19 protein-coding genes and 1 pseudogene are annotated in these 24,973 nt (G+C 55.7%); 5 read left to right on the top strand and 15 right to left on the bottom strand.

Annotation, left to right across the window (positions count from 1 at the left end; translation table 11 throughout):
• Positions 1-20 precede the first annotated feature (20 nt).
• A complete protein-coding gene (locus tag ABTV87_RS27715) occupies positions 21-884 on the bottom strand; it encodes a LysR family transcriptional regulator (protein ID WP_007953452.1) in 864 nt (287 codons plus the stop codon).
• 16 nt (positions 885-900) lie between these two features.
• Positions 901-3,210, bottom strand: a complete 2,310-nt coding sequence (locus ABTV87_RS27720; protein ID WP_433898664.1) for a heavy metal translocating P-type ATPase — start codon at positions 3,208-3,210, stop codon at positions 901-903.
• 84 nt (positions 3,211-3,294) lie between these two features.
• Between ABTV87_RS27720 and cadR the strand changes: the two genes are divergently transcribed.
• Positions 3,295-3,744, top strand: a complete 450-nt coding sequence (gene cadR, locus ABTV87_RS27725; protein WP_258712545.1) for a Cd(II)/Pb(II)-responsive transcriptional regulator — start codon at positions 3,295-3,297, stop codon at positions 3,742-3,744.
• Between the two features lie 172 nt (positions 3,745-3,916).
• Here cadR and ABTV87_RS27730 read toward each other — a convergent pair.
• Positions 3,917-4,231 (bottom strand): annotated as a pseudogene (locus ABTV87_RS27730) (thymidylate synthase); the annotation flags it as partial.
• 337 nt (positions 4,232-4,568) lie between these two features.
• Here ABTV87_RS27730 and ABTV87_RS27735 point away from each other — a divergent pair.
• Positions 4,569-5,549: an Abi family protein gene (locus ABTV87_RS27735; protein WP_433898665.1), complete on the top strand. Its 981-nt coding sequence runs from the start codon at positions 4,569-4,571 to the stop codon at positions 5,547-5,549.
• Between the two features lie 742 nt (positions 5,550-6,291).
• On the opposite strand, the gene ABTV87_RS27740 is transcribed toward ABTV87_RS27735, so the two are convergent.
• The 5 genes from ABTV87_RS27740 to ABTV87_RS27760 all read right to left on the bottom strand — a co-directional run bounded on the left by ABTV87_RS27740 (position 6,292) and on the right by ABTV87_RS27760 (position 16,361).
• Positions 6,292-7,647 (bottom strand): DUF6602 domain-containing protein, encoded by a 1,356-nt coding sequence (locus tag ABTV87_RS27740; protein ID WP_433898666.1) that lies wholly within the window; start codon positions 7,645-7,647, stop codon positions 6,292-6,294.
• 203 nt (positions 7,648-7,850) lie between these two features.
• Positions 7,851-11,078, bottom strand: coding sequence for a hypothetical protein (locus ABTV87_RS27745; protein WP_433898667.1), 3,228 nt, complete (start codon positions 11,076-11,078; stop codon positions 7,851-7,853).
• Between the two features lie 186 nt (positions 11,079-11,264).
• A complete protein-coding gene (locus ABTV87_RS27750) occupies positions 11,265-11,978 on the bottom strand; it encodes a hypothetical protein (RefSeq protein ID WP_433898668.1) in 714 nt (237 codons plus the stop codon).
• A gap of 112 nt (positions 11,979-12,090) precedes the next feature.
• On the bottom strand, positions 12,091-15,396 hold the full coding sequence (locus tag ABTV87_RS27755) for a UvrD-helicase domain-containing protein (RefSeq protein ID WP_433898669.1): 3,306 nt from the start codon (positions 15,394-15,396) through the stop codon (positions 12,091-12,093).
• 2 nt (positions 15,397-15,398) lie between these two features.
• Positions 15,399-16,361, bottom strand: a complete 963-nt coding sequence (locus ABTV87_RS27760) for a hypothetical protein (RefSeq protein WP_392489190.1) — start codon at positions 16,359-16,361, stop codon at positions 15,399-15,401.
• Between the two features lie 144 nt (positions 16,362-16,505).
• On the opposite strand from ABTV87_RS27760, the gene ABTV87_RS27765 reads away from it, so the two are divergent.
• On the top strand, positions 16,506-17,597 hold the full coding sequence (locus ABTV87_RS27765; RefSeq protein ID WP_392489191.1) for a TauD/TfdA family dioxygenase: 1,092 nt from the start codon (positions 16,506-16,508) through the stop codon (positions 17,595-17,597).
• 1,167 nt (positions 17,598-18,764) lie between these two features.
• Positions 18,765-19,316: an arsinothricin resistance N-acetyltransferase ArsN1 family B gene (locus ABTV87_RS27770; protein ID WP_433898670.1), complete on the top strand. Its 552-nt coding sequence runs from the start codon at positions 18,765-18,767 to the stop codon at positions 19,314-19,316.
• Positions 19,317-19,340: 24 nt separating this feature from the next.
• Here ABTV87_RS27770 and ABTV87_RS27775 read toward each other — a convergent pair whose 3' ends face one another.
• From ABTV87_RS27775 to ABTV87_RS27805, 7 genes are read right to left on the bottom strand one after another with little or no spacing between them, the layout of a single operon-like run.
• Entirely contained in the window at positions 19,341-20,414 is a 1,074-nt protein-coding gene (locus tag ABTV87_RS27775) for an ArsO family NAD(P)H-dependent flavin-containing monooxygenase (protein ID WP_392489192.1), read from the bottom strand.
• A 28-nt stretch (positions 20,415-20,442) separates the two neighbouring features.
• Positions 20,443-20,865 (bottom strand): arsenate reductase (glutaredoxin), encoded by a 423-nt coding sequence (gene arsC / locus ABTV87_RS27780; RefSeq protein WP_392489193.1) that lies wholly within the window; start codon positions 20,863-20,865, stop codon positions 20,443-20,445.
• Positions 20,866-20,885: 20 nt separating this feature from the next.
• The gene (arsH, locus tag ABTV87_RS27785; RefSeq protein WP_392489194.1) at positions 20,886-21,599 is read right to left on the bottom strand and encodes an arsenical resistance protein ArsH; all 714 of its coding nucleotides are present in this window, start codon (positions 21,597-21,599) and stop codon (positions 20,886-20,888) included.
• Positions 21,600-21,646: 47 nt separating this feature from the next.
• On the bottom strand, positions 21,647-22,117 hold the full coding sequence (locus tag ABTV87_RS27790) for an arsenate reductase ArsC (RefSeq protein ID WP_392489195.1): 471 nt from the start codon (positions 22,115-22,117) through the stop codon (positions 21,647-21,649).
• A gap of 16 nt (positions 22,118-22,133) precedes the next feature.
• A complete protein-coding gene (locus ABTV87_RS27795) occupies positions 22,134-23,417 on the bottom strand; it encodes an arsenic transporter (protein ID WP_433898671.1) in 1,284 nt (427 codons plus the stop codon).
• Positions 23,418-23,441: 24 nt separating this feature from the next.
• The gene (locus ABTV87_RS27800; RefSeq protein WP_236166795.1) at positions 23,442-23,798 is read right to left on the bottom strand and encodes a metalloregulator ArsR/SmtB family transcription factor; all 357 of its coding nucleotides are present in this window, start codon (positions 23,796-23,798) and stop codon (positions 23,442-23,444) included.
• A complete protein-coding gene (locus tag ABTV87_RS27805; protein WP_433898672.1) occupies positions 23,795-24,217 on the bottom strand; it encodes an arsenate reductase ArsC in 423 nt (140 codons plus the stop codon). Before ABTV87_RS27805 ends, ABTV87_RS27800 begins: the two co-directional genes overlap by 4 nt.
• A gap of 144 nt (positions 24,218-24,361) precedes the next feature.
• Here ABTV87_RS27805 and arsN2 point away from each other — a divergent pair, with 144 nt between their 5' ends.
• On the top strand, positions 24,362-24,808 hold the full coding sequence (gene arsN2, locus ABTV87_RS27810; protein ID WP_392489237.1) for an arsenic resistance N-acetyltransferase ArsN2: 447 nt from the start codon (positions 24,362-24,364) through the stop codon (positions 24,806-24,808).
• Positions 24,809-24,973: the final 165 nt, after the last annotated feature.

Genomic DNA, 24,973 nt, shown 5'->3' on the forward strand with positions numbered 1-24,973 from the left:
CGTGGGAACGATCATTACGATCAAGCGGGGGACATTTCCTGCGCCAACCCGAGAAACGCCGCCGGCAACCGGGCGTTTTTGCGTTCCTTGAGGCAGTAGAGGTATTCGGGAATCTGCGGCGCATTCTCCAGGGTCAACACCCGCAACTGCGGATCGTGCGGCACTTCCTGGCGGGCGATGATGCTGATTCCGATGTTGCGCAGCACCGCCTCGCGGATCGATTCGCGGCTACCGATCTCCAGCAACGGGCCGAAACTGACCCCGGCGCTGGCCAGCAACTCTTCGGTGAGGCGACGGGTGGTCGAGCCGGATTCACGCATCAGCAAGGTATGCCCGGCCAGCGCGCTCAGAGTGACATGGTCGTGCGCCGCCAGCGGATGATTGCGATGCACCGCCAGCACCAGCGGATCGCTGCCGAGCACCCGGCGGATCAGCCGTGCATCGTCAAGCAACTGCGACGACGCCGCGACATCCACCCGGTAATCCTCCAGCGCTTCGAGCACCTGCTGCGAGTTGCCGATTTCCACCGAGACCTCCACCTGCGGCAAACGCTCGCGGAAGGTCTTCACCAGATCGAGGATGTAATACGGCGCGGTGGCGGCGATGCGCAGCGTGCCCTGGACCTGGCCGCTGTTGCGCAGGAAGAACTCGATATCGGCTTCCTGCTGCAACAGCGCCTTGACCATCGGCAACAGCCGCGCACCTTCGTCGCTGACACTCAGGCGCCTGCCGCCACGGTAGAACAGTTCCACCGAATATTGGCTTTCCAGATTACGGATCTGAGTGGTCACGGTCGGTTGGCTGAGGCCGAGCTTTTTCGCCGCCAGCGTGATGCTGCCCAAGCGGGCCACCATGTAAAAAGCCTTCAGCTCGGCACTCAGCACAACCGCCCCTCTTCCTCTATTTGCGCAACAGGCGCAAACCGTTGAACACCACCAGCAGGCTCACACCCATGTCGGCGAACACCGCCATCCACATGGTGGCGAGCCCCGCGAAGGTTACCCCAAGAAAGATCGCTTTGATCACCAGCGCCAGCGCGATGTTCTGTTTGAGGATAGCGGCGGTATGGCGCGACAGGCTGATGAAGGCTGGAATCTTGCGCAGATCATCGTCCATCAGGGCGACATCGGCGGTTTCGATCGCCGTATCGGTGCCGGCCGCCGCCATCGCAAACCCGATCTCCGCCCGCGCCAGTGCCGGCGCATCGTTGATGCCGTCGCCGACCATGCCGACCCGACGGCCCCGGGCATACAGTTCTTCGATGGCTTGCAGTTTGTCGGTGGGCAGCAAGTCGCCTTTGGCCTGATCGATCCCGACCTGCGCCGCAATCGCCTGTGCGGTGTGGACGTTGTCGCCGGTGAGCATCAGGGTTTTCACGCCCAGTTCGTGCAGTTGGCGGATCGCCTCGCGGCTTGTTTCCTTGACCGTGTCGGCCACGGCGAACAGTGCCAGCGGGCCGGAACGGTCGAGCAGCAACACCACGGACTTGCCCTGTTTCTCCAGCGCGAACAGCTTTTCTTCCAGCTGCGGCGAGCACAGGCCCAGTTCTTCCACCAGACGATGGTTGCCCAAGTGGTAGACCTGACCGTTGACCTCGCCTTTTACCCCACGGCCGGCCAGCGCTTCGAAGTTATCCACAACCAGCGCCGCAAATCCTTTATCCACAGCCGCGTTGGCGATGGCCAGCGACACCGGGTGATCGGAGCGCCCGGCCAGCGCGGCGGCAATCGCCGGGGCCGTGGCGTCGGCGGTCGGGTCGAGGGACAGGTAATCGGTCTGCACCGGTTTGCCGTGGGTGATGGTGCCGGTCTTGTCGAGGGCCAGATAGTCGAGCTTGAAACCGCCCTCCAGGTACACGCCGCCCTTGACCAGAATGCCTTTGCGCGCCGCCGCCGCGAGGCCGCTGACGATGGTCACCGGAGTGGAAATCACCAATGCACACGGGCAAGCGACCACCAGCAGCACCAGCGCGCGATAGATCCAGTCGAACCACGCGGCGCCCATGAACAGCGGCGGGATGATCGCCACGGCCAGGGCCAAGACGAAGACCACCGGGGTGTAGATTTTCGAGAACTGATCGACGAAGCGCTGAGTCGGCGCCCGCGCGCCCTGCGCCTGTTCCACGGCGTGGATGATCCGCGCCAGAGTCGAATTGTTCGCCGCTGCCGTCACTGTGTATTCCAGCGAACCTGCCTGGTTGATGGTGCCCGCAAAGACTTTGTCGCCGGCGGTTTTCTCCACCGGCAGGCTTTCGCCAGTGATCGGCGCCTGATCGATGGTCGAACTGCCGCTGACGACTTCACCGTCCAGCGCGATGCGCTCGCCGGGTTTCACCCGCACGCGGGCGCCGAGATCGATGTTTTTGACGTCCAGTTCGACCCAGTTGCCGTCCGCCTGCAACACGGTCGCCTGCTCCGGCGTCATCTGCATCAAACCGCTGATGGCGTTGCGTGCGCGATCCAGCGAGCGCGCTTCGATCAGCTCGGCCACGGTGAACAGGAACATCACCATCGCCGCTTCCGGCCATTGGCCGATCAACACGGCGCCGGTCACGGCGATGCTCATCAGGGCGTTGATGTTGAGGTTGCGGTTCTTCAGGGCGATCCAGCCCTTCTTGTACGTGGTGAGGCCGCCGCTGAGGATCGAGATCAATGCGATGATCGCCACCACCCAGGTCGGGGCGGCGCTGGTGAAGTGGATCACTTCAGCGGCCAGCGCACCGATGCCGGACAGTGCCAGCGGCCACCAGTGTTTTTTCACCGGCGCCGGCGTTGGCGCGTCGACGCCCGCCTCCAGCGGCTCGGCCTGCATGCCGAGGGATTTGATCGCGTCGATGATCGGCGCGGTGTCCGGCAGATTGTGGGTCACGCCGAGCACGCGGTTGATCAGGTTGAATTCCAGCTGCTGAATCCCGGCCAGTTTGCCGAGCTTGTTCTGGATCAGCGTCTGCTCCGTCGGGCAGTCCATCGCCTCGATGCGGAAGCTGCTCAGCCGGGCGTCGGCGCTTTTTGCCTCACTCAGTTGCACCAGTGAAGGCGCGGCGGCTTTCGACGAGCAGCAAGAGTCTTCACTCGAACGAACCGGCGCAGGCGCAACGGTTTTCGACCCGCAGCAGGAATCGCCGGCGTGGGCATGTTTATGCACAGGCTGCAGTTTGTGACTGTGATCGTGCCCGTCGCCGGGCTTGTGGGTGTGCAGGGAATCGCTCATTGGTCGCGTCCATGAAGGTGCCTGTTGCCAAGTAAAGACCCTGTAGCCACTATAGGGTCAAGCACCCTTTTGGAGATTGCCGTCATGAAGATCGGAGAACTGGCGAAACAGACCGATTGCGCCGTGGAAACCATCCGCTACTACGAACGTGAAAACCTGCTGCCGGAACCGGCCCGCAGCGACGGCAACTACCGCGTCTACACCCAGGCCCACGCCGAGCGCCTGACCTTCATCCGCAACTGCCGCACCCTCGACATGACCCTCGAAGAAATCCGCAGCCTGCTCACCTTGCGTGACAGCCCGCAGGACCAGTGCGAAAGCGTGAATGCGCTGATCGACGAACACATCCAGCACGTCAAGGCGCGAATCGATGGTTTACTGGCGTTGCAGACGCAGCTGCTCGACCTGCGCCAGCGCTGTGGCGAAGGGCCGGAGGCGGATCAGTGCGGGATTTTGCAGCGGCTGGAGGTGAGTGGCGGGGTTGTGGCGGCGGAGGTTGAGCATTCGCATGTGGGCAGAAGCCACGGCCACTAACAACTGTCGCTCGTTCCCACGCTCTGCGTGGGAATGAATCCCGTGACGCTCTGCGTCACTTTGGACGCAGAGCGTCCATGGCAGCATTCCCACGCAGAGCGTGGGAACGATCTGACCACCAGAAACAACTGAGGGAGCCATTTGGCTCCCTCAGTTGTTTGTCACTCGTGCTTCAGACCGCCATCGGCGCAGTCATCGGCGCATGGTGCTCGTAGCCTTCCAGCGAGAAGTCGCTCGGCTCCACCAGCTCCAGCCATTCCGGCTGGTACACACCGGTCTTGGCAAACTCCGGCACGCGGTCCGAAATCTTCAGCTTCGGCATGGCGAACGGCTCGCGCTTGAGCTGTTCGTTGAGCATGTCCAGGTGGTTTTCGTAGACGTGGGCGTCACCGATGAAATAGGTGAACCAGCGCGGCGTGTAGCCGGTCAGGCGACCGATCAGGCTCAGAAGCGCGGCGCCTTCGGTGAGGTTGAACGGCGTGCCCAGCAATTTCACCCCCCACATTTACTGCACATTACGCTTAGATGCTTTACCTTCAAAGCGTTTAACTATGTGTGCATTATAACAATTGCACATCCCACAAGCAACCGCAAATCTGTATATAAATACAGTATTACGCCCCGCCTTTTGCGGACATCCATTGACCCCGTTCTGCCTACCCCACCCTCAGGGCAGTCCTTCGAGAAGCCAATCCCCCTACAAGTAACAGGATGTGATATTAAGGCGGCCCATGGCCAGTACCCTGTAACCCACTGACCAGTAATCGAGTCCTAACCCAGTGCATGCCAGACGAGCTAGCGCTGACATCGCAGTGGAAGCAACCATGTACAACCCGACGCCGCTCAACCTACTCAGCTCGCTGGATTCAATTTCAGCTGCCAGGCTGTCCTCCTACAGACGTTTTTTCATCCCGGCGTCCGACTCTGAGCTGTACGGCCTGTATTGCTGGAACGAGGTTCTATCCACGAATTTCATGCGCTTAACAGGCATCGTGGAAGTGGCGCTGAGAAATCGCTTCCACCTCGCCCTTAGCCAGTACGCGATGGCCCAGCATCCTTCCAGGATCATCGGCAGCGCTGATGCCAACAATTGGTACGAAGTACTGAGATTGAGCGGCAAAAGCTCGGAGAAGGTGCAGGCCGTCACTCACGACAGGTACTGGAACAAGGCTCAAAAGCGACACACCTACACCCCGAAACTTCACCCGGTCAGCCCCAATCAAGTGATCGCGAATATGACGTTCGGCTTCTGGGCACCACTGCTGGATCTCAACCTGTCTTGGGACACGATCATCCCGACGATTTTTCCTCACCATCGCTACGCGAGTAACGCTGGTCACTGGAACAACAAGACGAACGTAGGCACCGTCTACGCCCGCCTTGAGACCGTCAGGTCGCTGCGCAACCGGGTCGCCCATTTCGAGCCGCTGTGGAAAATCCCGGACATCAAAGAAGAGAAAAAAGAAGCAAAGGGGGTAACGGTCAATGTCGAGCACCCCGCTCCCACGACAGAGGCAGAAGTGCTGGCCCGACTGAACATGCTCTATCGCCGAATCACCCAGACACTCCATTGGCTGTCGAGCGATAGAGCTAGTGACCATGAGCAATCAGAATTTCATCAAAAAACTCTGTACCTGATGACCCACGAGGCCTTGGACGGCTTCAAGCGCGGGTACACCCACTCGGACGTCAAGCTCAGCAGCATGACCAAATCCTGGGGCATGAAACTGGTACTCAAAGGTGGCAAACCAATCCAGATCTCGCACCAGCAAAAAGTGATTGGAAATTTCTATCCCACTCACTGAGGCCTCACAGGCGTGTGGCCGTTCTGCTCACTCACCGCACCTCCAGAACAACCGCACACAGAACAGCCGCCAGGATTGAATCTGGGTGCTTGAACCGAGAATGGGGCGGCAGGGAGAAACGCACTGCAGGCGGTGGTTTGAAGCCAAAGGAGGGGAGCTTCACGCGTAGCAGCGCTGACGCAGCGGTAGCCTTGGCTTTTCTTGATATGTGAGAAAGGAAAAGGCCACCCTTTAGGGGTGGCCTTTTCACGTACTTCATTGCCCTTGGATCTTCAGTGGTGCTCTTAACCTGCTGACGATTAAGCCCAAGCGCCTACACCCTCATAGTACACAACGTGTGAGTTGGGTGTCTATCCCTAGTGAGGTTTTTTGGCCTGGCAGCTTCCAGAAAATGCAGCGGTAGTCGCCTAGGTCTCTACAGCGCTGGTCTGGCTGGGCAAACGTGACTCAGCTATGCCGCTACCATCACCATCGTTACGTAAGGAGTCCCGGCCAGCTCTGCATCTTCAAATATTTCACCTAGCGGGGCAGCCATTCCTGCTGCCCACCCTTTTGGCTGACTGCGATGGGCTTTCGCCCGGCTTAGACCCCGAGTATAGATCGAAAGGGTGAGCTGAGCCTGTCCCATGGCAGCGCATGTAGCATGCTTATCAGCCGAATGCAGGTATAGGGCGTCGACAGAGCGGATCGCGAGCTATCAGTGGCAAAAAATTCACTCGGGACAGATCTGTAAAGGCCAATTTCATATCTTATTCAGCGGGCCAAGTGTGTTGGGCCCGAAGTCCCTCGGACTAACCTTGATCATTTTTAGTGGGTACCGCATGGGTACCGTATGCTTGCTGAGCCATTTCTCGAACCGATTCCCGGAATTATCACCACAATAAAATTCGCCTCTAACCTTCGCTAGAGTCCAATAACCCGCACATATTGAAAAGCCACCATCGACATCCAGCACTATCCGAGCGGTGAATAGAGTGCGCATTGATTCACGAATGTCATCGATGCCATGTTCTTCCATAAACGTAATTAGCTTGTCAGACCCTATAAATTGGGGCCCTTGCTGAACGAGCAATCTAAGAAATTCCTTTTCGATAGTTGAGATCATAAACGGCGCCCATGTGCGTTGCTGGGGATCAGCCTTCGGAATAGGTGCGTTATTGTATTTATGGATCCATCCTGAGACGGCGCCATCACGGGCGATCGGCTTGCTAATCATTAGTGGAAACCACGGCTCCTCACTTTGATCGTCGCCCCTGTCCAACTTGATATTAAGCGCAAGCTCCACTCGATCATAAAGGAGCTCTAGGATCAGCACCATCGGATCAGCGCTGGTAGAGCCAAGCCAGCACCACTCCTCGAACTCTTCGCTCCATACACCCTTGTAAGGCATGCCATTAAGTTTGATGACGGAATATCCCTCACTGATCATCAGATTTGGCATATTGATTACCCCGTAACCTTCAACCTCTTCATTGCCGTGATACAGATTGTAAAACGCATTGCGCAGGCCTTTCTCGGTTTTATAGCCGTTGTATCCGATGGCGATGCGTAGGGGGGTCAGCATATCCCTGACCAAGCTGTGGTAAACAACGCGCTTGTTGAATGCGAGCTTGGCGCTTTCCTCATAATGACATGGCCACTCACGGAAGAGGTTTAGATATTCATGGGCAACCTTGCGGGTACTGAATTCCAGAGTGCCTTGCGCCTGCCGACGCTCATAATCACGCTTGGACAACTGAAATACTTCCTCAAGCTGCCCATATGCCTTGCTAAGGCTCTTACCATAGAGCGTCTTTTTTACTTCGAATACGGCCAAAACCTGCTCAATCGGATAAGAAAACTGTGAAGTGCAGTGAAACGGCTCCCCCTCTCCGACCACTACCATACAGTCAATCTGCTGCGACTCTTCGTCGCCAGATGTGATGACCCCGGAGACTACTTTTAATCCATAACGGGAAAGGTCAATTTTTTCCAATAGCTCGATAGTAAGACCTTCATACATACTTCCCATCAGCGTTGATTGCTTTGACTTGTGACCGTTCAACAACGCAACCTTCTGATCATAAAGTTTCCGAAGAATCTCTGCGATGACTTTCACCCGCTTTATACCCCGCCATAATCCTGTGGGACAAATCAAAAACTCTTGAGAAAATAAACCCAAGAGCGATCATAATCAGCGACGTCAACCTCACACCACAAGATGAGGTTTGTCTGCATCAAACTACTAGTCAGCATAGAAGGCACCTTGCCCCGGATAGTCGAGAAGACTTTTCTGGAGCAACCTTCGTAGGTGAATAACCTCTACCTAACTTCAAATGAACGAATCTTCGCCAGAGCACGGCTGATTGGAGGGTTTTCCACGCCTGCCGGCACAAAGATATCGTCCTCAGGCTGAATTGCCGAAATCTCCTGGTCGTTTTCATCGATTCCCCAGGCATGAATGACAATTACGCCAGAAGTTATTAGATGGCTTACAAGCTTCCCCTTGCCGTTCACCGTGGCAACATGACACTTCTTATGCACTTCGTAATCTTTCAAAAACCTTTCAATATTCTCAGAAGAGTTCGGGGTCATAGTATGAAGCCTAGAGAGTGCCGTTTGGATCCTCGAAGCCCCATCATCAGAACGATCAAGATTACTTGTGACGGCCACGCGATAATGCGCAGGGTTCTGCCTGCTAATGCCTCGTATCAATGCGATGCGCAGCGCGTTATTTGGATCTTTATCCCCGATGGTTTTCGCGATATTTTCGAATATCTTATGCCCAACAGCGGCATTCTCGAAGCCGAAAATCAACACTGGAATTTCGCCTTCGCATGTTTGAAAGCCCAACCCCTTCCAGCCGGCTTGATTCCACAGGCTCTCTTGGATGAGAGAAACAACTTTTAGCTCTCGATGCTTGATTGTTGAAAACTGAAACGGATGTTTTGGACGTTCCTCAGGCACATCAGACTTAGGCGGCCAATCCATGGGCGCTATATTGTGGTGCTCAAACCAAGTCACACGCCGTGTTGGCTTATGCAATTCAAGGGTAGCGTCCTGATGAGACCCGATGCCAGGGACGGCATCACGCCCCATGAAATAGCTGTCCAATCCGATATTACAGTTGAAGACGACTGCTCGTTCCAGGGCTTTGTCGTCTCGAAGCATCACTTCGAATTTCGACCAGCCAATTTGAGGACAGATGGTGGACACAAAGTGGAGGCAGAATTCACTGTAAAATTGCCGGATCGTGTCTCGTTGTTCATCGGTCAAATTGGCAATGCTGAATGGCGAGCAGAGGATTTCTGCAGAGGTTACCTGCGCAGCGGTGTCGAAGCTGTGCCGCAGTATGAAGTCGTCCTCATCTTCCAGCAGGACATCAATATTCACGGCGGGCACTGTAGCCGCTGCATGGTCTGCCATCATCGGTGCGCAGAAGCTCTCAAGTACAGCCAGCAATTGCTGCGCTAACTCAATGCATGGTGATTTCACCGGAAAAGACACAGACACCTTACAACCGAGGATATATGAACTTATGGTCGTCCAACGATCCAGATAGAGGTCGAGCGGGGCCACCGGGGCTCCCATATCAACACTGCGCCACATGTTCATAAAGTTGAGATCAATTGGCTCACCCTCAGGCCCCGCCTTATCTTCATGACCTAAGCAAACTAATAGCGCATCTGCACTGAGCCCTAGATCCAGTTGATTTAACTTGTCCGGCAGCCAGGCGATTCTTTCAACGTCTGAAAAATTGGCATTGAGAAATAGCTTACCAATCAGAACCTCATAATTCATTTTCTGATTTTCTGTCCACTGACTTTCATCCAGCGTTTGAGAGATCAGTTGAGCTAAGTGATACCAAATCAAAGACTGGCCCACGCGGCCTAGCTGGCCTTCAATCCACATGAGTCGTTGGTAAATAGCAGCTTGCTTAGCACTGCTTCGCTGTTCCTTCAGTGCGTCAGTGGTTACCACGTAGGCGGCCATCAGCGCTGCTCCTCGCGCAGCCCAGAGCAGGCCCTGCTTGTCGTATGCATGCGACAACATATACAGGGCAGCGAAGACTTCTGCCTTGCTTTCACTGCTATACAGCCCATACAGGGATAATCCGAAGCACTTGATCGCCCTGTAGTAGTCCTTTTTATCGCTGCTCAGCGCTCCTCGCCTCAGGTACTTATCTGCCTTAATCCGGCTGTTTTCCCGTGCACCGGCATCATCAATGAGCTTATCCATGAGATCTTCGTAGGCCTTGAGATCTCCGAAGGCCACATCGAGTGCTTCGAGCAAATTGACGAGACGAGCCATAGGGTAGCCAATCAGCTTATGAGCACTATCAGCGATTTCGCTCAAAGACTGGAAGGTGTTGTTGGCTTGCTCCTCATTTTCCGCAACCAGCAGATCTAGAAGCGCCAAAGAGGTCTTGGCTTGCAATGCCCCGCTGACCATATCCGCGTTAGCGGCTATCGAGTTCAATCTCCCTCTAATGGTGGTCTCCAAGGAGTCCACATCGAGCGTGCACTTACCGTCTCGATGACTGGTGACCATCAAATTGAACAACGTTACGACTTTCTCCCACACCTCCACGTTTTCGGTCTCTTGAGCCACGCCGAGTGCTTTCTCAAACGTTTCCTCAAAGAGTTCCGCATTTTCCAGCCACCAGTACGCAGCCCAGGTCAGTTGGTAAAGGGCATCGAAATGCTGCCTCTGGGTACCAAACTTTTTCGCTGTCCGCACAGCGATATTGAACTGATGCTCAACGGCAACCGCATCCCGTTCCAGCTCTTTGTAGATGATGGCGCGCTTGGTGTAGAGGTCGACCTGAGAGAGCGTCAAATGGCCAGGGTCTTCGATCTGCTCGATCTGGCGTTCGATCGCTGTTAGCTGGATTTGCTTGTCAGCATCGAACGGGCCGATCTGAATCTTGCTCTCGATATTGCCTGTGAGACCTAGGTAATCGATAGCAAGATGCTGATTCTTGGGTTGTAGCGTTTTATCAAGCAGCCAGGTTCGATCAAGGATAGTGACCTTGACGTCATACTTTTTGGAAAGCTCGTCTTGCAGCTCCGCTCTGGAGCTGTTCTTGATGAAACGGCTGGTGACACAGAAGATCTGGACGTAGCCACGCCCTGTCGACATGACGCTCTCGACGTCCTTCCTGCATTTTGCCCTCCAATCTTTCTGGGTGCTGACACCGAATGCCCATCGCTCGGACTCCGGGGTCTCGTTTAGCCCCCAGAAAAAGGCGATCTGGCTGGAAACAGGGTAGGTCTCGGTATCGGTTTTTCCGTCTCCACCCGCAGTCGGGCCAGTCTGAGCAACCAAATTCGGACAAATTTCCCGCTCGCACAGTTTCCGTACGAAGATCTCGAACTCAAGCTCTTGGCTTCGATTATTCAGAGTCTCAAAATGGTACTCCAGCATGGTGCGGTCGATGGTCGACTCTTGTAGCTTCACAGAATCTGAGAACTGTTCCGGACGCCTCGCTCGCAGGAAGTCTTGCGGCTTAGGGCCAGCGATCTTGGTAGCCGATCGTTCCTTTTCCATCATCCACTCCTGAAATGACCAATGGCATCGCCCGGCTACCACCGACGCTTGGCCCTGGGTCAATAAAGGCACGACGTCATCGTGTTAGTCTTCGGTTCGCGACGCTGCGGGACGCCCACGCAGACATGGTGGGCGGACACGCTCGTTTGTATCAGCCACCGGCTCGAATCTGATGGCTTGCCAAATTTATCGGGCCGGCCTTTCGGACTGCCAGAAATTGCAGCTGAAGTTATTCAAGCCACCGCCGTAGGGACTAGGCCTAACCGCGAACACCTCAGGCACAGCATCCCCATCGCCGCCATCGCGGAAGAACTCTCTCATAGAGAAGAGCGCCTGAGCCTTTAGGCGCTCCCATTCTCGGTACCGACTGTCTTCAAGATCCCTCTCCACCTGTGCCGCGCTGGGTTTGCGCTTGGGCAGCGGCAAGGTGTAATTCGGCTGAGGGGAGAAATCGTAGACGAACGTCAGGTGCCCGTGCTTCCAGTCCGCAGAGGGCGACGCTCGCCAGCGAAACGACACAGACACCGATAGCCGCTTGCTGAGATGGAAAGGCGGCCTGATCTGATCATCAATGAAGAACAGCTCACCCTCTTTACGCTCAGTTTCGAGCCGCCCTTTCATCTGTTGCAAAGCGTGAATGAGGTCATCGCCGGCATACAGCGCATCCTGCCGAGTGCGTTCGCGCTTGGCATGGGCCTTGGCTTTGCTGTACTCAGCGATCGCTTGTTGGAACCCATGAAGCCTAGTAGCCACGTAAGGGCCGCAGTCACTGAGCCCAAGGCCATGAATCGGCCCTATGCGCTCTTCATCCAGGCACTTGCGCACTGCTGTCCGAAGCGCTGTCTCGTCGACGTCGCTGATTGCAGCTTGCTGATTACTCGGCAGGTTAATGTAGGTCATACCCAAAACTGTCCTTGTGTAATGGTGGCCAAGCAATCGCCTCATCTCAGCACACGCCTTTCCGCGCTTTTGAGAGATAGCCCAGCGATACAGCGCTGGAGTACGAGGTTAATCAGGGGATGTTGGCACAGATGCTCAGATAGGCGCAGCGCCCACAATGGCGACCTCTGGAAGCAGAGCGATCACCTGCAGCAAAACGTTGAGCCATCTTGTATACGGACGTACTTGCGACCTGCCTGGAAGGGCCATCCATCACGTGCTGGTCAGTGATTATGGAATAGATCTTCGCACTCGGCCTTCGAGAGCCATTGATATCAAGCATCATGGGCCGGAGGTGACTAAGGGTGTACTGGATCCCCGTCTGAGCTCGAATCCAGTGCAGTTGCCCTTTATCGGCGATCATCCAAGGGAGCTCAATGCGCACACCGTTGACTTCGGAAACCATCCCTTCTTCAACGGAACCGCCGACGCTGTTTACCACCACCAGCCCACGTTTGGCGGCGGCAATCGCGTCATCCATCAAGCCAGGATCTTCTGCGCTATCTGGTAGACCGTGTAACGCCCATGCGGCTTGAAATGCCGTGTTGGGATCAGTGCCGTCCCTCGCCACGGCCAACAGCATGTCCATAATCGCCCAACGAGCACGGATCGAGACGTCGATTTCCTGCTCGGCAGTGAGCGCTAGCTCATAGCGATAGTGGTACTGGAGGGGACAGCTCATGTAGGCCTGGAAGGCCTCATAGCTCACAGTGGGTATCACGGTGCTGCTAGCCAACGGCAGAGGTATGATGGGTGCGGGCGGTACCTTCACCCCCGAGCGCTTAACCAGACTCGTGGCAGCAGCGCGATTGAGCGGAACTGGACGTGGCCACCCGCTGATCTCATAGAGATATAGGTAATCACGGGCCCGAGACAGAGCGACATAGAGCAGGTTATTGCGCTCCACCCGTTCTTCGAACATGAACTCTGCCCCGTTGCTGTTAAGCACTTCCGGGGGGATGAGATCTAATCCCCGCACATCGTATGCATAGGGTCGATTGGCGCCGTATGACGCGTCGTCAACATCGGTGACGTGAACTGCTGGGTACTCAAGCCCCTTGCTGGAATGCACGGTCATGACGCTCACCGCATCCAGGACTCGCGCTTCAGGCGGTAAACCACGATCCCCTAGCTTTTCTCCGATCCTACGGCGTAGCTCCTCGCGAAGCAGGAACTGAGAAAGCCGTGCCTGGCGGACATCGCCGTCACCATTGCGTACGGCGTAGACGAACAGCCATGTTGCCAAGCGCTGAGTATGGGCTTGTATGGTCTGATCAGCAGGGTTTGGAAGACCGTAGCGCTGATCGAGCAGTACTTTGGAGACAAAATCCCAAGGCCTTGAATTGCGCTTGAGCCCTTCCAACAGCGACGCCAAATTTGACTTGGCTTGCTGGCCAGCGGGCGATAGGCCTGGCGTAGGCAGCCACAGCCAACGGCCTCGCTGCATGCTCAATCCCGCGCCTTTGCGGGTCAGGAATATGAGGTGCTCGATGTCTTGGGGTGGCATCCGAAATGCTGGCTCAGAGATCAGCCCGACCAAGGAGCGCGGCTGTCGCATGCACAGCAATTCCATCAGGCACAGCAGCTTCTTGATCTCAGGGCGCTGACAGACATCGCCGATGTGCAGCACTGGCACATTCAGGTTTTCAAGTGCTTCAACAATTTGCTCAACGTTTGCCGATTTACGGCTGATCACGACTTGATCCCTGTACGGGACACCCCTCTGCACCAGCCCATCAATGCGCTGAGCGATCGTGACGGCTTGGGAGGGCTTCGAGTCGCATTCATACAGGGTTGGTATGACCCCGATCGAGGGACGAAACGCTGCGACTGGCTCCAGAGGCATCCGATCGTTGAGTGCATGATGGATGCCAGCGCAGGAGAATAGCTCCAGGATCTCAGGGGTGCTTCGCCTGTTCAGGTCGAGAGCGTAACGGCGCACCGTGGCTCCGGGAATGGTGCTCAGGAAGGTGGCGCCGAAGTTCATCAAGCTACGGATCGATGCGCCTCGCCAGTGGTGGATGGCCTGGCGCACGTCACCAACGACCCAGAATGACTGAGCATTGAGAGCCAATTGCCGAAGGAGGTCGACCATGACCTCGGTGACATCCTGATACTCGTCCACTAGCACGTGCGAGAAATGGTCGATGTACTGAGCAACGCTCGTTCGATCCCGCTTGGCCTGGGATGCAGGGAGGGCAATAAGGTCAACGTAGTCGACCAAATGCTCAGCCCGCATTGCGGTTTCATAGGCTTCAAACAGGGTGGCGATGTCTTCGCGTTCATTGGCTACATCCGGCTCGCAGGCCGGCAGTGCAGCCAGGCGTGCTCGGTAGTCAGCAACAGTAAGGCATTCTTCCTTGAGTCGCTTGATATGGCCCAGAACGCCAGGTAGCCAATCGTAGGGGTTCTGAAGCCGCAGATAATACTTGAGCCGCACCTTGGGCAGCGTGCTCACCATCAGGCGAACTTGCATCAGCGGATCTGCGAGCCGAACATCGGACTCCAAGCCGAAAATCTGATGATATTTGCGAAGGAATTCGAGCCCGAATGCATGGAAAGTACCGGCCCACACGTCGGCGGCTCCGGCGATACCAGATACCTTCAGGCGCTCCACCAATTCATGAGCCGCCTTGTTCGTGAAGGTCAGCACCAAGATTTGGCTGGGAGGTATACCCCGCTCGACCAGGTGTTTGATGCGATGAATCAGTGTCGTCGTTTTACCAGTACCTGGCCCGGCAACAACGTTGACGAAGGTTTCCGGCGCGGTAGCAGCATCTTGCTGTCCCTGCGTCATAAGCGGCAGAGGAGGAGGTGGAGCAGGAGGCAATATGGGGAGCAAAATGCCGTCGAAGAGCTGAAGGCGAACGATCTCCAGCGGTACCTCCAGAGTGGCCGCGATGACCGTGGCACCACTACCGCCATGGAACAGTTGGCTCGCGACACCACGGGGTAGCAGTAGCTCACGGGCAAACACGTTGGCTTGAAGCTCCAAGCGCTCACGAGCACCGTATGCTTCCACCGCGACCGTTGCCTGACTCCCGTAGGAGTCCGTCATGCTGGCCAGATGAGCGACCGTCTGTGCCGGGCGATCGCCGTCGAGGTACCAGTGACCCAACTCATGAGCGATGAGATAGGCCGTTTCTCCAGGAGACACGTCGTTGCGGATGTAGATGGTTTGGATTTCTCGCTTGAGCACCCCGCTTCCGCCACCCAGCTCTGGGTGCCCGAAAGGTAAGCGCTCAATTGCGATTTCGAGCGTGTCCTCAACATGAGCCAGGAGCTCAGAGGAGCTAACCCCACCTAGAGAGGCGGCCAATCCGACCAGGGCTTCTCGGGTTTCGAATGCTTGCCGACGTGCCCGGTCGAATGGATTCACAGTTAGCCCTCTAGGTTCAGGAGACGCTCTTGCTCCTCAGCCGGCAGCTGAAGCTCTTTGACTGCAACACTCCACGTCTTGCGTTCCGCTTGCACAGTGGGTTTTCCGTCAGTCGCTTTGAACGCTGGAACGCATTGGGTGGCGAACCGCCGCTCCAAGGCTACCGACACAACGTCCAACGGCTTCTTCAAAACGACGGCCAGCTTCGCCAAGACACGCGTAGGCGCGAGTACCGAACCACCGAGGATCATGTTGGTCAGGCCGCGTTGATCACCTAGATCGATCTGAGGGGCGAGAGCACGAGCTTTAACCCCACTGACCTGCTCGATCGCCTTGATAGCCTCTTCGACAGCCTCATCACTGGTAAACGAACTAGCCATTTCCTCACGCACGGCGGCAGCGTGAGGGCAATGGCTCAACGCGTTGGCGAGAAGGAAGTTGGCAAATGATGACAACGAGCGCTCATATTCGCCTGCGCGTAAACGCGTTCTCATCACCAGACGCCTGTCAGCCCGAATGATCCAACTCTCCGAGTCGGCACCTGCGTAATCATTGGCAGTACGCTCGTAATCGGTCAGCAGCTCCGAAGGGTCTACTGTCCTTGATTCCTTATCGAACCGAGTCAGCCCGTCCTGCACCAGATCTCGCGCAGCGATCGACAGCGATACCCCACGGCGTTTTGCTACGTCTCTTACCAACTCGTGAAGCGAGACCTTGGTTGTTAAACCAATTTGCAAGCGGGCTTGGGTTCGTTCATCGATATTTTTGGTAGTAGCGGTAGGTTGCATGGTCGTCTCCAAAGTCTGCTTAACCGCAGGCGCTGTGCGTGAGACAGGTGACATCGCTGACCGTTCGTCAGCAGGAACTTGAGGAATCAGTTCTACGAGCACGGACATCAAGCCAAGCAGCAGATGCGGCTCGTCCTTGCCAGTGACCACCACAGGCTGGCCATTAGCCAGGGTCATCTCGCACTCAATCCCCTGGGAGGTCTCCCGCAGGTGCATGAATGGCTTAAGGCAGGCTAGGAAACTAGCGCACCCTTGGAGATAATCGGCAGGCTGAAGCTTAGGCATTTTCATAGACAGATTTGGTCGCTGGTGAGATCGTGCGTGAGAATCACGCTGGCATACATCACTTTTATATCACTCGCGCGTGTAGGGACACAATTGATCCAGGCAATCTTTTCAGAATCAGTGCGTGTCGCAGTCAGCGAATGGCGAGCGAACATGACCTTTGAGCAAGTGCTTGAGTACTTGGAGCGCCCTAGCGATCTGGGACGTGAGCTGCAGCCTGCGATCGAACGCGAGCTCAATAGCCGGGGTAGTAGCTGTGCAGAGGTGCAAGCCTTTGCGTGGGCGCAGCCTTGCCTGACCCTGGAGGGTATCTTCCAGCCAGATGACCTACCCGACACCCCCATTGATTTTTGCCCGGTGCCTGAAGCAGAAGGCACAGTCATTGCCCGAGTAACTGCGATCGCGTGCCTTGCGGCTATCAATTCCGCCACAGTTTCCTACGGCTCCGAGAACGGAGGCGATCTGTTCGTGAACCTGGTGGTATTCCCGCCTGGCCGAGGTAAATTCACAGTCAAATCGACGGAAAAGATGAGCGGGCACACCGATGGCGTGACCTTCCCACTGCGCGGGTATCGCGACCCCCTCAATGACCGCATTGCACCTTCTCCGGATTTCGTGTGCTTGTCGGCATTGCGTAACCCGAAGCAAGTGCCGACCACGGTGATGCCACTCGACCATCTCATGGCGCGGCTGAGCCAAGAGCATATCGATGAGCTCCAGAAGCCCCAGTACATCATCGGTTCACAGGAGACCTTCCGCGATGGAATGGCAGCCATCCTTGGTGACGAGCTTGATGTCGATGATGCGCAGCTGCTCTTCCAAGTGAATGGGAACTGGTGGATTCGATTCAGCCACCGCACCACGCAGATTGCTGATATCGGACAAACATCTGCTCAGGAGGCAATGGACGCCTTGAAGCATGCATGTGCTGACTGTGCGATACCTGTGGCTCTGCAGCCAGGCGATATCGCCTTGGTCAACAATCGCATTGCGCTACATGGTCGCAGTGAGCCTGGAAGTGAATACGGCGAGCAAACACGTTGGCTCCTACGCACCTATGGGCTGGACATCACGGAAATCGATCCTACCCAGTGGCATGAAGGCAGCGCTTTCATGCTGTACCCGTAGATACAACGCGAGCATCTCGGCACTGATAAGTGTTTCAATGGGATAAGGTCAAAGCCCTAGGCCTCCCGCAAAACACTGATCACGGATTGAAGCAGGGGCCTGCCCATCGATTATCAGCCTATGCTGCAGATGGCGTACGAGATGCCACGCCAGAGGCTCACGGATCTCCAAGCAGCCTTCGAGCTGATGGAAGCTAGAGCCGTGCGTAGTAAGAGCCTCTCGGAGCGCTGTAAAGCCATCAACGCCGACAAACGACCTGTGGACACGGATGAGATTGTTCAGCCCCGGACGACGCTCGTAGGCGCTCACAATCGATCCAAGGATTCCAGGAAGATCATCCCCATAAGCTTTGCAGGCAAGAGACCAGAGCTGACCATCAGACAGTAGGGTCATCGGGCTCGCGTTATCAATAAATTGGCAAAATAGCCCCAAGCGCGGCCAGAATCCAGATCCACCTGTAAACCAATTTTTTGACGTGTTAACCGCTGAGGTTTACAGATCAAAAATTTAGTTTACAGATCCGAATTTCGAAGCGCCTAGGTCACCGAGTGCGTCTTGCTGGAACATTGAAGGCGACGGACGCCAGCCAAGCCTGTTGTCCGAGACGGGTGGAATTTCAGACGGACTGATCCCAGCAAAAGAGCCTTATTGTTTGACGTCAAAGCGTAAGCAGCAGCCTGCGGCTGCAAAGTAGAGCGATTTCTTCTCCGCCCCCAACCCCATCATTCCAACCTCAGATTCACCTCCAGTCCTCAAAACCGTGTGATCTAGAAGCCGTAAATATCACATGGAAAAGCCGGCGTGATCCTGCGGGACATGCGGTACCTGGGCCACCGCAGCTTTTTCTCTTGCCCTCAAATATAAGAACTCCGTGTAGCTTAAAAATTTTCAAGAGGGGGGGTGAAAATAAAACGGACTCAGACGACGAACGGTAAAAAAATTGCCCATTTGTCAATTTCATCTATTGCTAGAAAATCATCGAAAACCTATCAAATGAGTCTTTAATCTCGGAGAAAATTCCAATTTTGGGGAGTTTCGATTCGCCAGCTGCGAGTCTTGAGCGCTGATCAGACATGCATCCCAAAATTTCGATACCGTCACATTCCGGCCTTACCAAGAGCTGGTCGGAAAAGTTAATCTTTTTGCTTTAGATCAGGGATGGCTGAGATGGGCTTAAAAATTCGTACGGCAGTGATCACCGATGCAGAAGCCATCCAGAGCATTTATGCTCCCATTGTTCTAAATACAGCGATCTCATTCGAAGAGACCCCGCCAAGCGTTGAGGAAATTGCCCAGCGGATAGCGACGACACTTCAGACATATCCTTACCTGGTGGCTGAAGAGGATGGCGAGATCAAGGGCTACGCCTACGCAAGCCAACACAGGGCTCGTGCTGCCTATCGATGGGCTGTCGACGTCACGGTTTATGTGGCTGAATCGGCTCGCCGGCAGGGCGTTGGCCGTGAGCTCTATGAGGCTTTGCTTCCGATCTTGGAAAAACAGAGATTTCGCGCAGCTTACGCCGGAATTGCGCAACCAAATGAAGGCAGCGTTGGGCTGCACGAGTCGCTGGGCTTCGTCCACATCGGCACCTATCCGGAAGTAGGCTTCAAGCTTGGGAAATGGCACGACGTCGGCTATTGGAGACTGGGGCTGTGTCAGACAACCCCTCCGTTAGATCCTATTCTCTTCCCCAAGCTTGAAATGGCACCACGGTAGGTTCACCGGACTGCGTGCAAGCTATCAGGCTTCACCAGCCAAATAGCTTTCCACTTGGTTAACCACATTTCGAGCGGAACGCGTGACGCCGATCAATGTGGCTGAAGCGAGCCCCGTCCAATCGCCGTAACCCACCAGCCACAAATTGGGTGATGCAACACTTCTATTTTCGTCCACAGCCACTTTACCATCCTGGCCCACAACACCCAGGCTGCTCAGGTGGTCAAGCGCTGGAGAGAATCCCGTGCACCAGATGACGACGTCCACCTTTGTTTCGTCTCCCGATGGCCACGCAACGCCTGTCGATGTGAAGTGTGTGAATGGCCGTACCGCGCTCAATACACCGCGCTCACGAGCATCCTTCACCGATGGCACCATTACGATGTCGCCCAGCCCGCCTGTGGGCTGCTCAGGCTCCACACCCTCTTGTTGCGCCTTCAATCGAGCTGTCGCTCGTTCGAACAGGACGCGCCCATCAACCTCATCGGGTAGAAACTTCGGGGCTTCTTGAGTTACCCAGGTTGCCTGAGCCACTTTAGAAACCTCGGCGTAAATCTGGGCTCCCGAATTGCCACCACCGACGACAAGGACAGTTTTTCCCTCAAGCTCATTCGGCCCCACGTAATGAGCGGAATGAAGCTGCTGCCCGATGAACAACTCCTGTCCAGGATAGCTTGGGATAAATGGGCGGCTCCAAGTGCCAGTTGCGCTGATAACCGCTTTGGCCTCCCAGGCTCTGTCCTCGGAGACAACCCGTAATCCGCCTTCGATTTTCTCGACACGGTTCACCCGCGTGGATCGGATGATGGGAAAGTCATATCGACGCTCGTACAAAGTTAGATAGTCGATAACGTCGTCCCGCCCAGGAGTATCCTCGGATACTGCTGGCATGGGCCAGCCGGCAATTGAGCTCCAAGCAGACGGCGAGAATAGTCGGAGAGAATCCCACCCATGCCGCCAAGCCCCTCCCGGTGCTGACTCGGCGTCGAGTAATACATAGGAAAGGCCCGTCCGCCTCAAGAAATAGGCTACGGTGAGCGCGGATTGGCCACCGCCAATGATCACTACATCAAATTTCGAGTTTTGATTCACCAGCATCCCCCTGGCCCACCTGCTTTACAACGGTTTAGACCCTGCGGCCATTCTCATCAATGACGACTTGTCCGTCTTCTTTGACGAAGCTGCCGCGCTGCTCTTGCGGTAGTAGGTCGAGGACTGCCTCTGACGGACGACACAACCGTGTGCCCAAGGGCGTCACGACGATGGGGCGATTGATCAGGATGGGGTGAACCATCATGGCATCGATGAGCTGATCATCAGTAAGTGACGTATCGCCCAGCCCGAGCTCCTCGTAAGGCGTGCCTTTGATTCGAAGGAGGGCCCGCACCTCGATACCCATATCCTTGATCAACCTGACAAGCGTGGTGCGTTCAGGTGGTGTCTGTAGGTACTCGATAACAGTCGGTTCCTCTCCGCTGTTGCGGATCAGCTCCAAGGTGTTGCGAGAGGTGCCACATTGCGGGTTGTGATAGATCGTGATCTGGCTCATACAACTTCCTCGCACTGGCATTAAATGGAGCGCTGGTTAACGCGTTTGGACAGCTCTTCGGCAGACTCTTTGCGCTCGGAGTACCGATCAACCAGATAGTCTTGCCGATCCCTCAACAACAGCGTGAACTTCATCAACTCCTCCATCACGTCCACAAGACGGTCGTAATAGGAGGATGGTTTCATACGGCCTGCTTCATCGAATTCAGTGAACGCCTTGGCCACGGAAGATTGGTTTGGGATGGTGAACATTCGCATCCATCGACCTAACACGCGTAGCTGATTGACCACGTTGAAAGATTGCGAGCCGCCGCAGACCTGCATCACCGCAAGGGTTTTGCCTTGCGTAGGCCGTACAGCGCCCATCGCCAGCGGTACCCAGTCAATTTGGGCTTTGAATACTGCACTCATGGAGCCGTGACGCTCAGGGGAGCACCACACCTGCCCCTCAGACCATTGCATCAGCTCGCGCAGCTCAGCGACCTTGGGATGTGTTTCAGGAGCGTCATCCGGCAGCGGGAGACCTGATGGGTCAAAGATCTTGGTTTCAGCGCCAAATTCATTCAGCAGGCGTGCCGCCTCCTGGGTGACCAACCGGCTGAATGAGCGCTCTCGCGTTGATCCATACAACAGGAGAATGCGAGGTTTATGGAGCGAAGGCGTACGGGACGCCAGTTGCTCCAGCGAAGGAATGTCGATCAGGTCGGCGTGTACGTTCGGCAATGTGTCTTGCATACAAACTCCTACGGCGGCGCCTGGTTGGGTACCGCCTCGGTTGATCTTTAAAGCGAACCGATGCGGTTCAGTTCAGCTTTCAACTGGTCAGCGCTGATGGTCTTCAGCGGCAGCGCAAGAAATGCGCTCACGCGCTCGTGAATTTTGGCTAGTGTGGTTTCAAACGCTGCGGTGATCTCGGCTTCCGACCCGCTAGCCTCAGACGGGTCGGCCAGCCCCCAATGCGCTTTCAAAGCTGGCCCGAAGAAGATTGGGCATGCCTCACCCGCTGCCCGGTCACAGACAGTGATCACGATGTCTGGAGGCGAGCCTTCAAAAGCATCCGAAGCCTTGCTGCTCAAGCCCGCAGTGGAGATACCCGCCGCCTCCAGAGTTTGCAATGCCCGTTGATTCACTCGGCCACTGGGGAAACTTCCTGAGCTGACGGCTTCCACACCCTGGGGCGCCAAGTGATTGAAAAGCGCCTCGGACAGAATGCTGCGGCAGCTGTTGTGGGTGCACATGAACAAGACTTTCATCAGACGATTCCTTGATTCAGAAACTGAGGCGCAGTGCCAGGGCGGACAATGTGGCGATGAGGATGGGCACGGTCAGCACGATCCCGGTCTTGAAGTAGTAACCCCAGCTAATCGTTATGTTTTTCCGGGCCAGCACGTGCAGCCACAACAGAGTCGCCAAGCTCCCAATTGGGGTGATCTTCGGGCCCAGGTCGCAGCCAATAATGTTGGCGTAAACCATCGCTTGCTGGACTGCACCATCGACTTCGGCGGCATGAATAGATAAAGCGCCTACCAGAACGGTGGGCATGTTGTTCATGATCGAAGACAGCAATGCTGTTAGCAGCCCTGTACCCAGGGACGCGCCCCAAACGCCATAACCGGCGAACACGTTCAGGATCTGCGCGATGTGGTCGGTCAGGCCGGCGTTCTTCAGGCCATAAACAACCAGGTACATACCCAAAGAAAAAATCACCACCTGCCATGGCGCCTCTTTGAGCACCTTGCTCGTGTTAATGGCGTGACCACGAGCCGCAATGGCATAGAGAACGAATGCGCAGACGGCTGCAATGGCGCTGATTGGCACCCCCAATGGCTCAATGACAAAGAAGCCGATCAGGAGTAACGCCAGCACCCACCAGCCGGCTACGAACGTGGCGCGGTCGTGAATTGCTTCGTCCGGATTGTCCAGCTGGTTGAGGTCATAGGTCTTTGGTAAATCTTTGCGGAAAAACCACAGCAGCATGGCTAGCGTCGCCGCCACGCTGACGACGTTTACCGGCACCATGATCGAAGCATATTCGTTGAAACCGATATCGAAATAGTCGGCAGAAACGATGTTGACCAGGTTGGAAACCACCAGCGGCAAGCTCGCCGTATCGGCGATAAAACCGGCTGCCATGACGAATGCCAACGTCGCAGCAGGAGAAAAACGCAACGCCAGCAACATCGCGATCACAATGGGTGTGAGGATCAATGCTGCTCCGTCATTGGCGAACAGGGCCGACACCGCTGCGCCCAGCAGGACGATAAATGCGAACAGCTTGCGGGTGCTCCCGCCTCCCCATCGGGCTACATGCAGCGCAGCCCATTTGAAAAAGCCTGCCTCATCAAGCAGCAAAGTGATGATGATGACCGCAATGAAAGTCCCGGTGGCATTCCAAACGATGCGCCAGACCTCTGGTATGTCTGCAAGGGTAACGACGCCTGCCAGCAACGCTACGATGGCACCGAACGTCGCACTCCAGCCAACCCCAAGCCCCTTGGGCTGCCAGATGACCAGGACGATGGTGGCGATAAAGATCAATACGGCAATCAGCATTTCATTAATCCGGTTGGGCGTGAATCAGCTACACACGGCTTGGTTGATCGGGCGGTCGTTCATGCCGCAGAGGCGCTTAGCTTCGGTTTCCAGCCATTGCTGATTGGCGTCTACCACTTCCTTCAAAACTGCCGTCACCCACGTGGGCAAATCAGGATTCAGTCGGTAGTACACCCATTGGCCCTGGCGACGATCCAAGAGCAAACCGGCAGAGCGTAGCAGCGCCAAATGACGAGAAATCTTCGGCTGACTCAGGTCGAGTGCTGCCGTTAGCTCGCAGACACACAGCTCACCTTCACTCACGACGAGCAGCGAAATTTTTGCTCGGGTGTCATCCGCCAGGCACTTGAATAAAGTGGTGGGAGTCATGGGTTCTGTCATAGATCCTCCAGGTGTTTGGTCTTGACCAAAACGAAGAGCTTGATGCGCTCGTGAATGTCGTGAAGCGTATGGCGAAATGCGCCAGGATCATCGCTCGTTACTGGGTCAGGAAAATCCCATGCAATGACTTCACCTGCACTGGGCATCGGTAGGCACTCGCTTGCGGATTTATCACAAAGAGTGATTACGTAATCGAATCGATCGGCTCGAACCTCGCTGATGGATTTGCTGCGCAGGCCCTTTGCATCGACCCCAACTGCCTCCAGTGCCTGAATCGTGCGCGGATCAACCCCAGACGGTTCGGATCCTGCGCTGAAGGCTTCAAAGCGTTGATCGGTATGGCGCAGCAAAGCTTCTGCAAGCTGGGAGCGGGCGGAGTTGGCTACGCACACGAAAAGCACTTTGATAGGAGGGCTCATGGCTGAACTCGATGCATATGGAAAATCGAATATACGCTTTGTCGAATATTCGGTAAAGCGCATATGATCGCTGATGCTTCGGCTTGAGCCTTAACGATCCATGCAAAGCGGCACAAGGGAGCTGGCAGGATGGGGTGGGAGATGATGATCCAGGCAACGGAAATAGCCGGTGGGCAATGGCAGCACTTTCGAGATGCACTGAGATCTGCTGACCTTCCATCAGAAGATATTGATCTTCCGGGCCGAACTTTTTTCGAGTTCACATGGGATGGCAAGACTGTCGGATGGGGAGGATTCGAAACGCATGGCACAGACGGGTTACTGCGATCCCTGGTCGTAGAGCCGGCATACAGATCGAAAGGGGTTGGTGTTGCGGCGCTTCGGGTTATTGAATCGAAAGCCGCCGAGCAGGGAATCGCTCGATTCCATTTGCTGACAACAACAGCGCTAAGATTTTTTGAGCAGCAAGGGTACGCAGTGCATCAACGGGGTTCTGAGCCGGCACGGATTTCCCAGACAGAACAGTTCAGAAAGCTCTGCCCTGGATCCGCGTCCTACATGTGCAAGGCGTTATCGATGGGGGATGGCTGATTATCTAGCCTACCGACGCCTTGCAGCAGAAGGTTGGCCGATCATCCCATTGAGACATTTGGCACCTGGGCTGGGGTGTTGCTCGTCAATAGATAGGCACTGCCCTCCGGAGGGCTGGCAGAACCGTGCGAGGTTAACCCGCCCTTTACATGTGCACACACATGC

The organism is Pseudomonas sp. PSE1(2024), assembly GCF_050990555.1.
GTDB lineage: Bacteria > Pseudomonadota > Gammaproteobacteria > Pseudomonadales > Pseudomonadaceae > Aquipseudomonas > Aquipseudomonas aphyarum.

Excerpts from the sequence above, each read along its gene's own strand:
- ABTV87_RS27750 (WP_433898668.1), bottom strand. The coding sequence starts at position 11,978 with ATGACCTACATTAACCTGCCGAGTAATCAGCAAGCTGCAATCAGCGAC.
- ABTV87_RS27770 (WP_433898670.1), top strand. The coding sequence starts at position 18,765 with ATGGGCTTAAAAATTCGTACGGCAGTGATCACCGATGCAGAAGCCATC.
- ABTV87_RS27720 (WP_433898664.1), bottom strand. The coding sequence starts at position 3,210 with ATGAGCGATTCCCTGCACACCCACAAGCCCGGCGACGGGCACGATCAC.
- arsC (WP_392489193.1), bottom strand. The coding sequence starts at position 20,865 with ATGAGCCAGATCACGATCTATCACAACCCGCAATGTGGCACCTCTCGC.
- ABTV87_RS27735 (WP_433898665.1), top strand. The coding sequence starts at position 4,569 with ATGTACAACCCGACGCCGCTCAACCTACTCAGCTCGCTGGATTCAATT.
- arsN2 (WP_392489237.1), top strand. The coding sequence starts at position 24,362 with ATGATCCAGGCAACGGAAATAGCCGGTGGGCAATGGCAGCACTTTCGA.
- ABTV87_RS27775 (WP_392489192.1), bottom strand. The coding sequence starts at position 20,414 with ATGCTGGTGAATCAAAACTCGAAATTTGATGTAGTGATCATTGGCGGT.
- arsH (WP_392489194.1), bottom strand. The coding sequence starts at position 21,599 with ATGCAAGACACATTGCCGAACGTACACGCCGACCTGATCGACATTCCT.
- ABTV87_RS27800 (WP_236166795.1), bottom strand. The coding sequence starts at position 23,798 with ATGACAGAACCCATGACTCCCACCACTTTATTCAAGTGCCTGGCGGAT.
- ABTV87_RS27760 (WP_392489190.1), bottom strand. The coding sequence starts at position 16,361 with ATGACCCTGGCTAATGGCCAGCCTGTGGTGGTCACTGGCAAGGACGAG.
- ABTV87_RS27805 (WP_433898672.1), bottom strand. The coding sequence starts at position 24,217 with ATGAGCCCTCCTATCAAAGTGCTTTTCGTGTGCGTAGCCAACTCCGCC.
- ABTV87_RS27790 (WP_392489195.1), bottom strand. The coding sequence starts at position 22,117 with ATGAAAGTCTTGTTCATGTGCACCCACAACAGCTGCCGCAGCATTCTG.
- ABTV87_RS27745 (WP_433898667.1), bottom strand. The coding sequence starts at position 11,078 with ATGGAAAAGGAACGATCGGCTACCAAGATCGCTGGCCCTAAGCCGCAA.
- cadR (WP_258712545.1), top strand. The coding sequence starts at position 3,295 with ATGAAGATCGGAGAACTGGCGAAACAGACCGATTGCGCCGTGGAAACC.
- ABTV87_RS27795 (WP_433898671.1), bottom strand. The coding sequence starts at position 23,417 with ATGCTGATTGCCGTATTGATCTTTATCGCCACCATCGTCCTGGTCATC.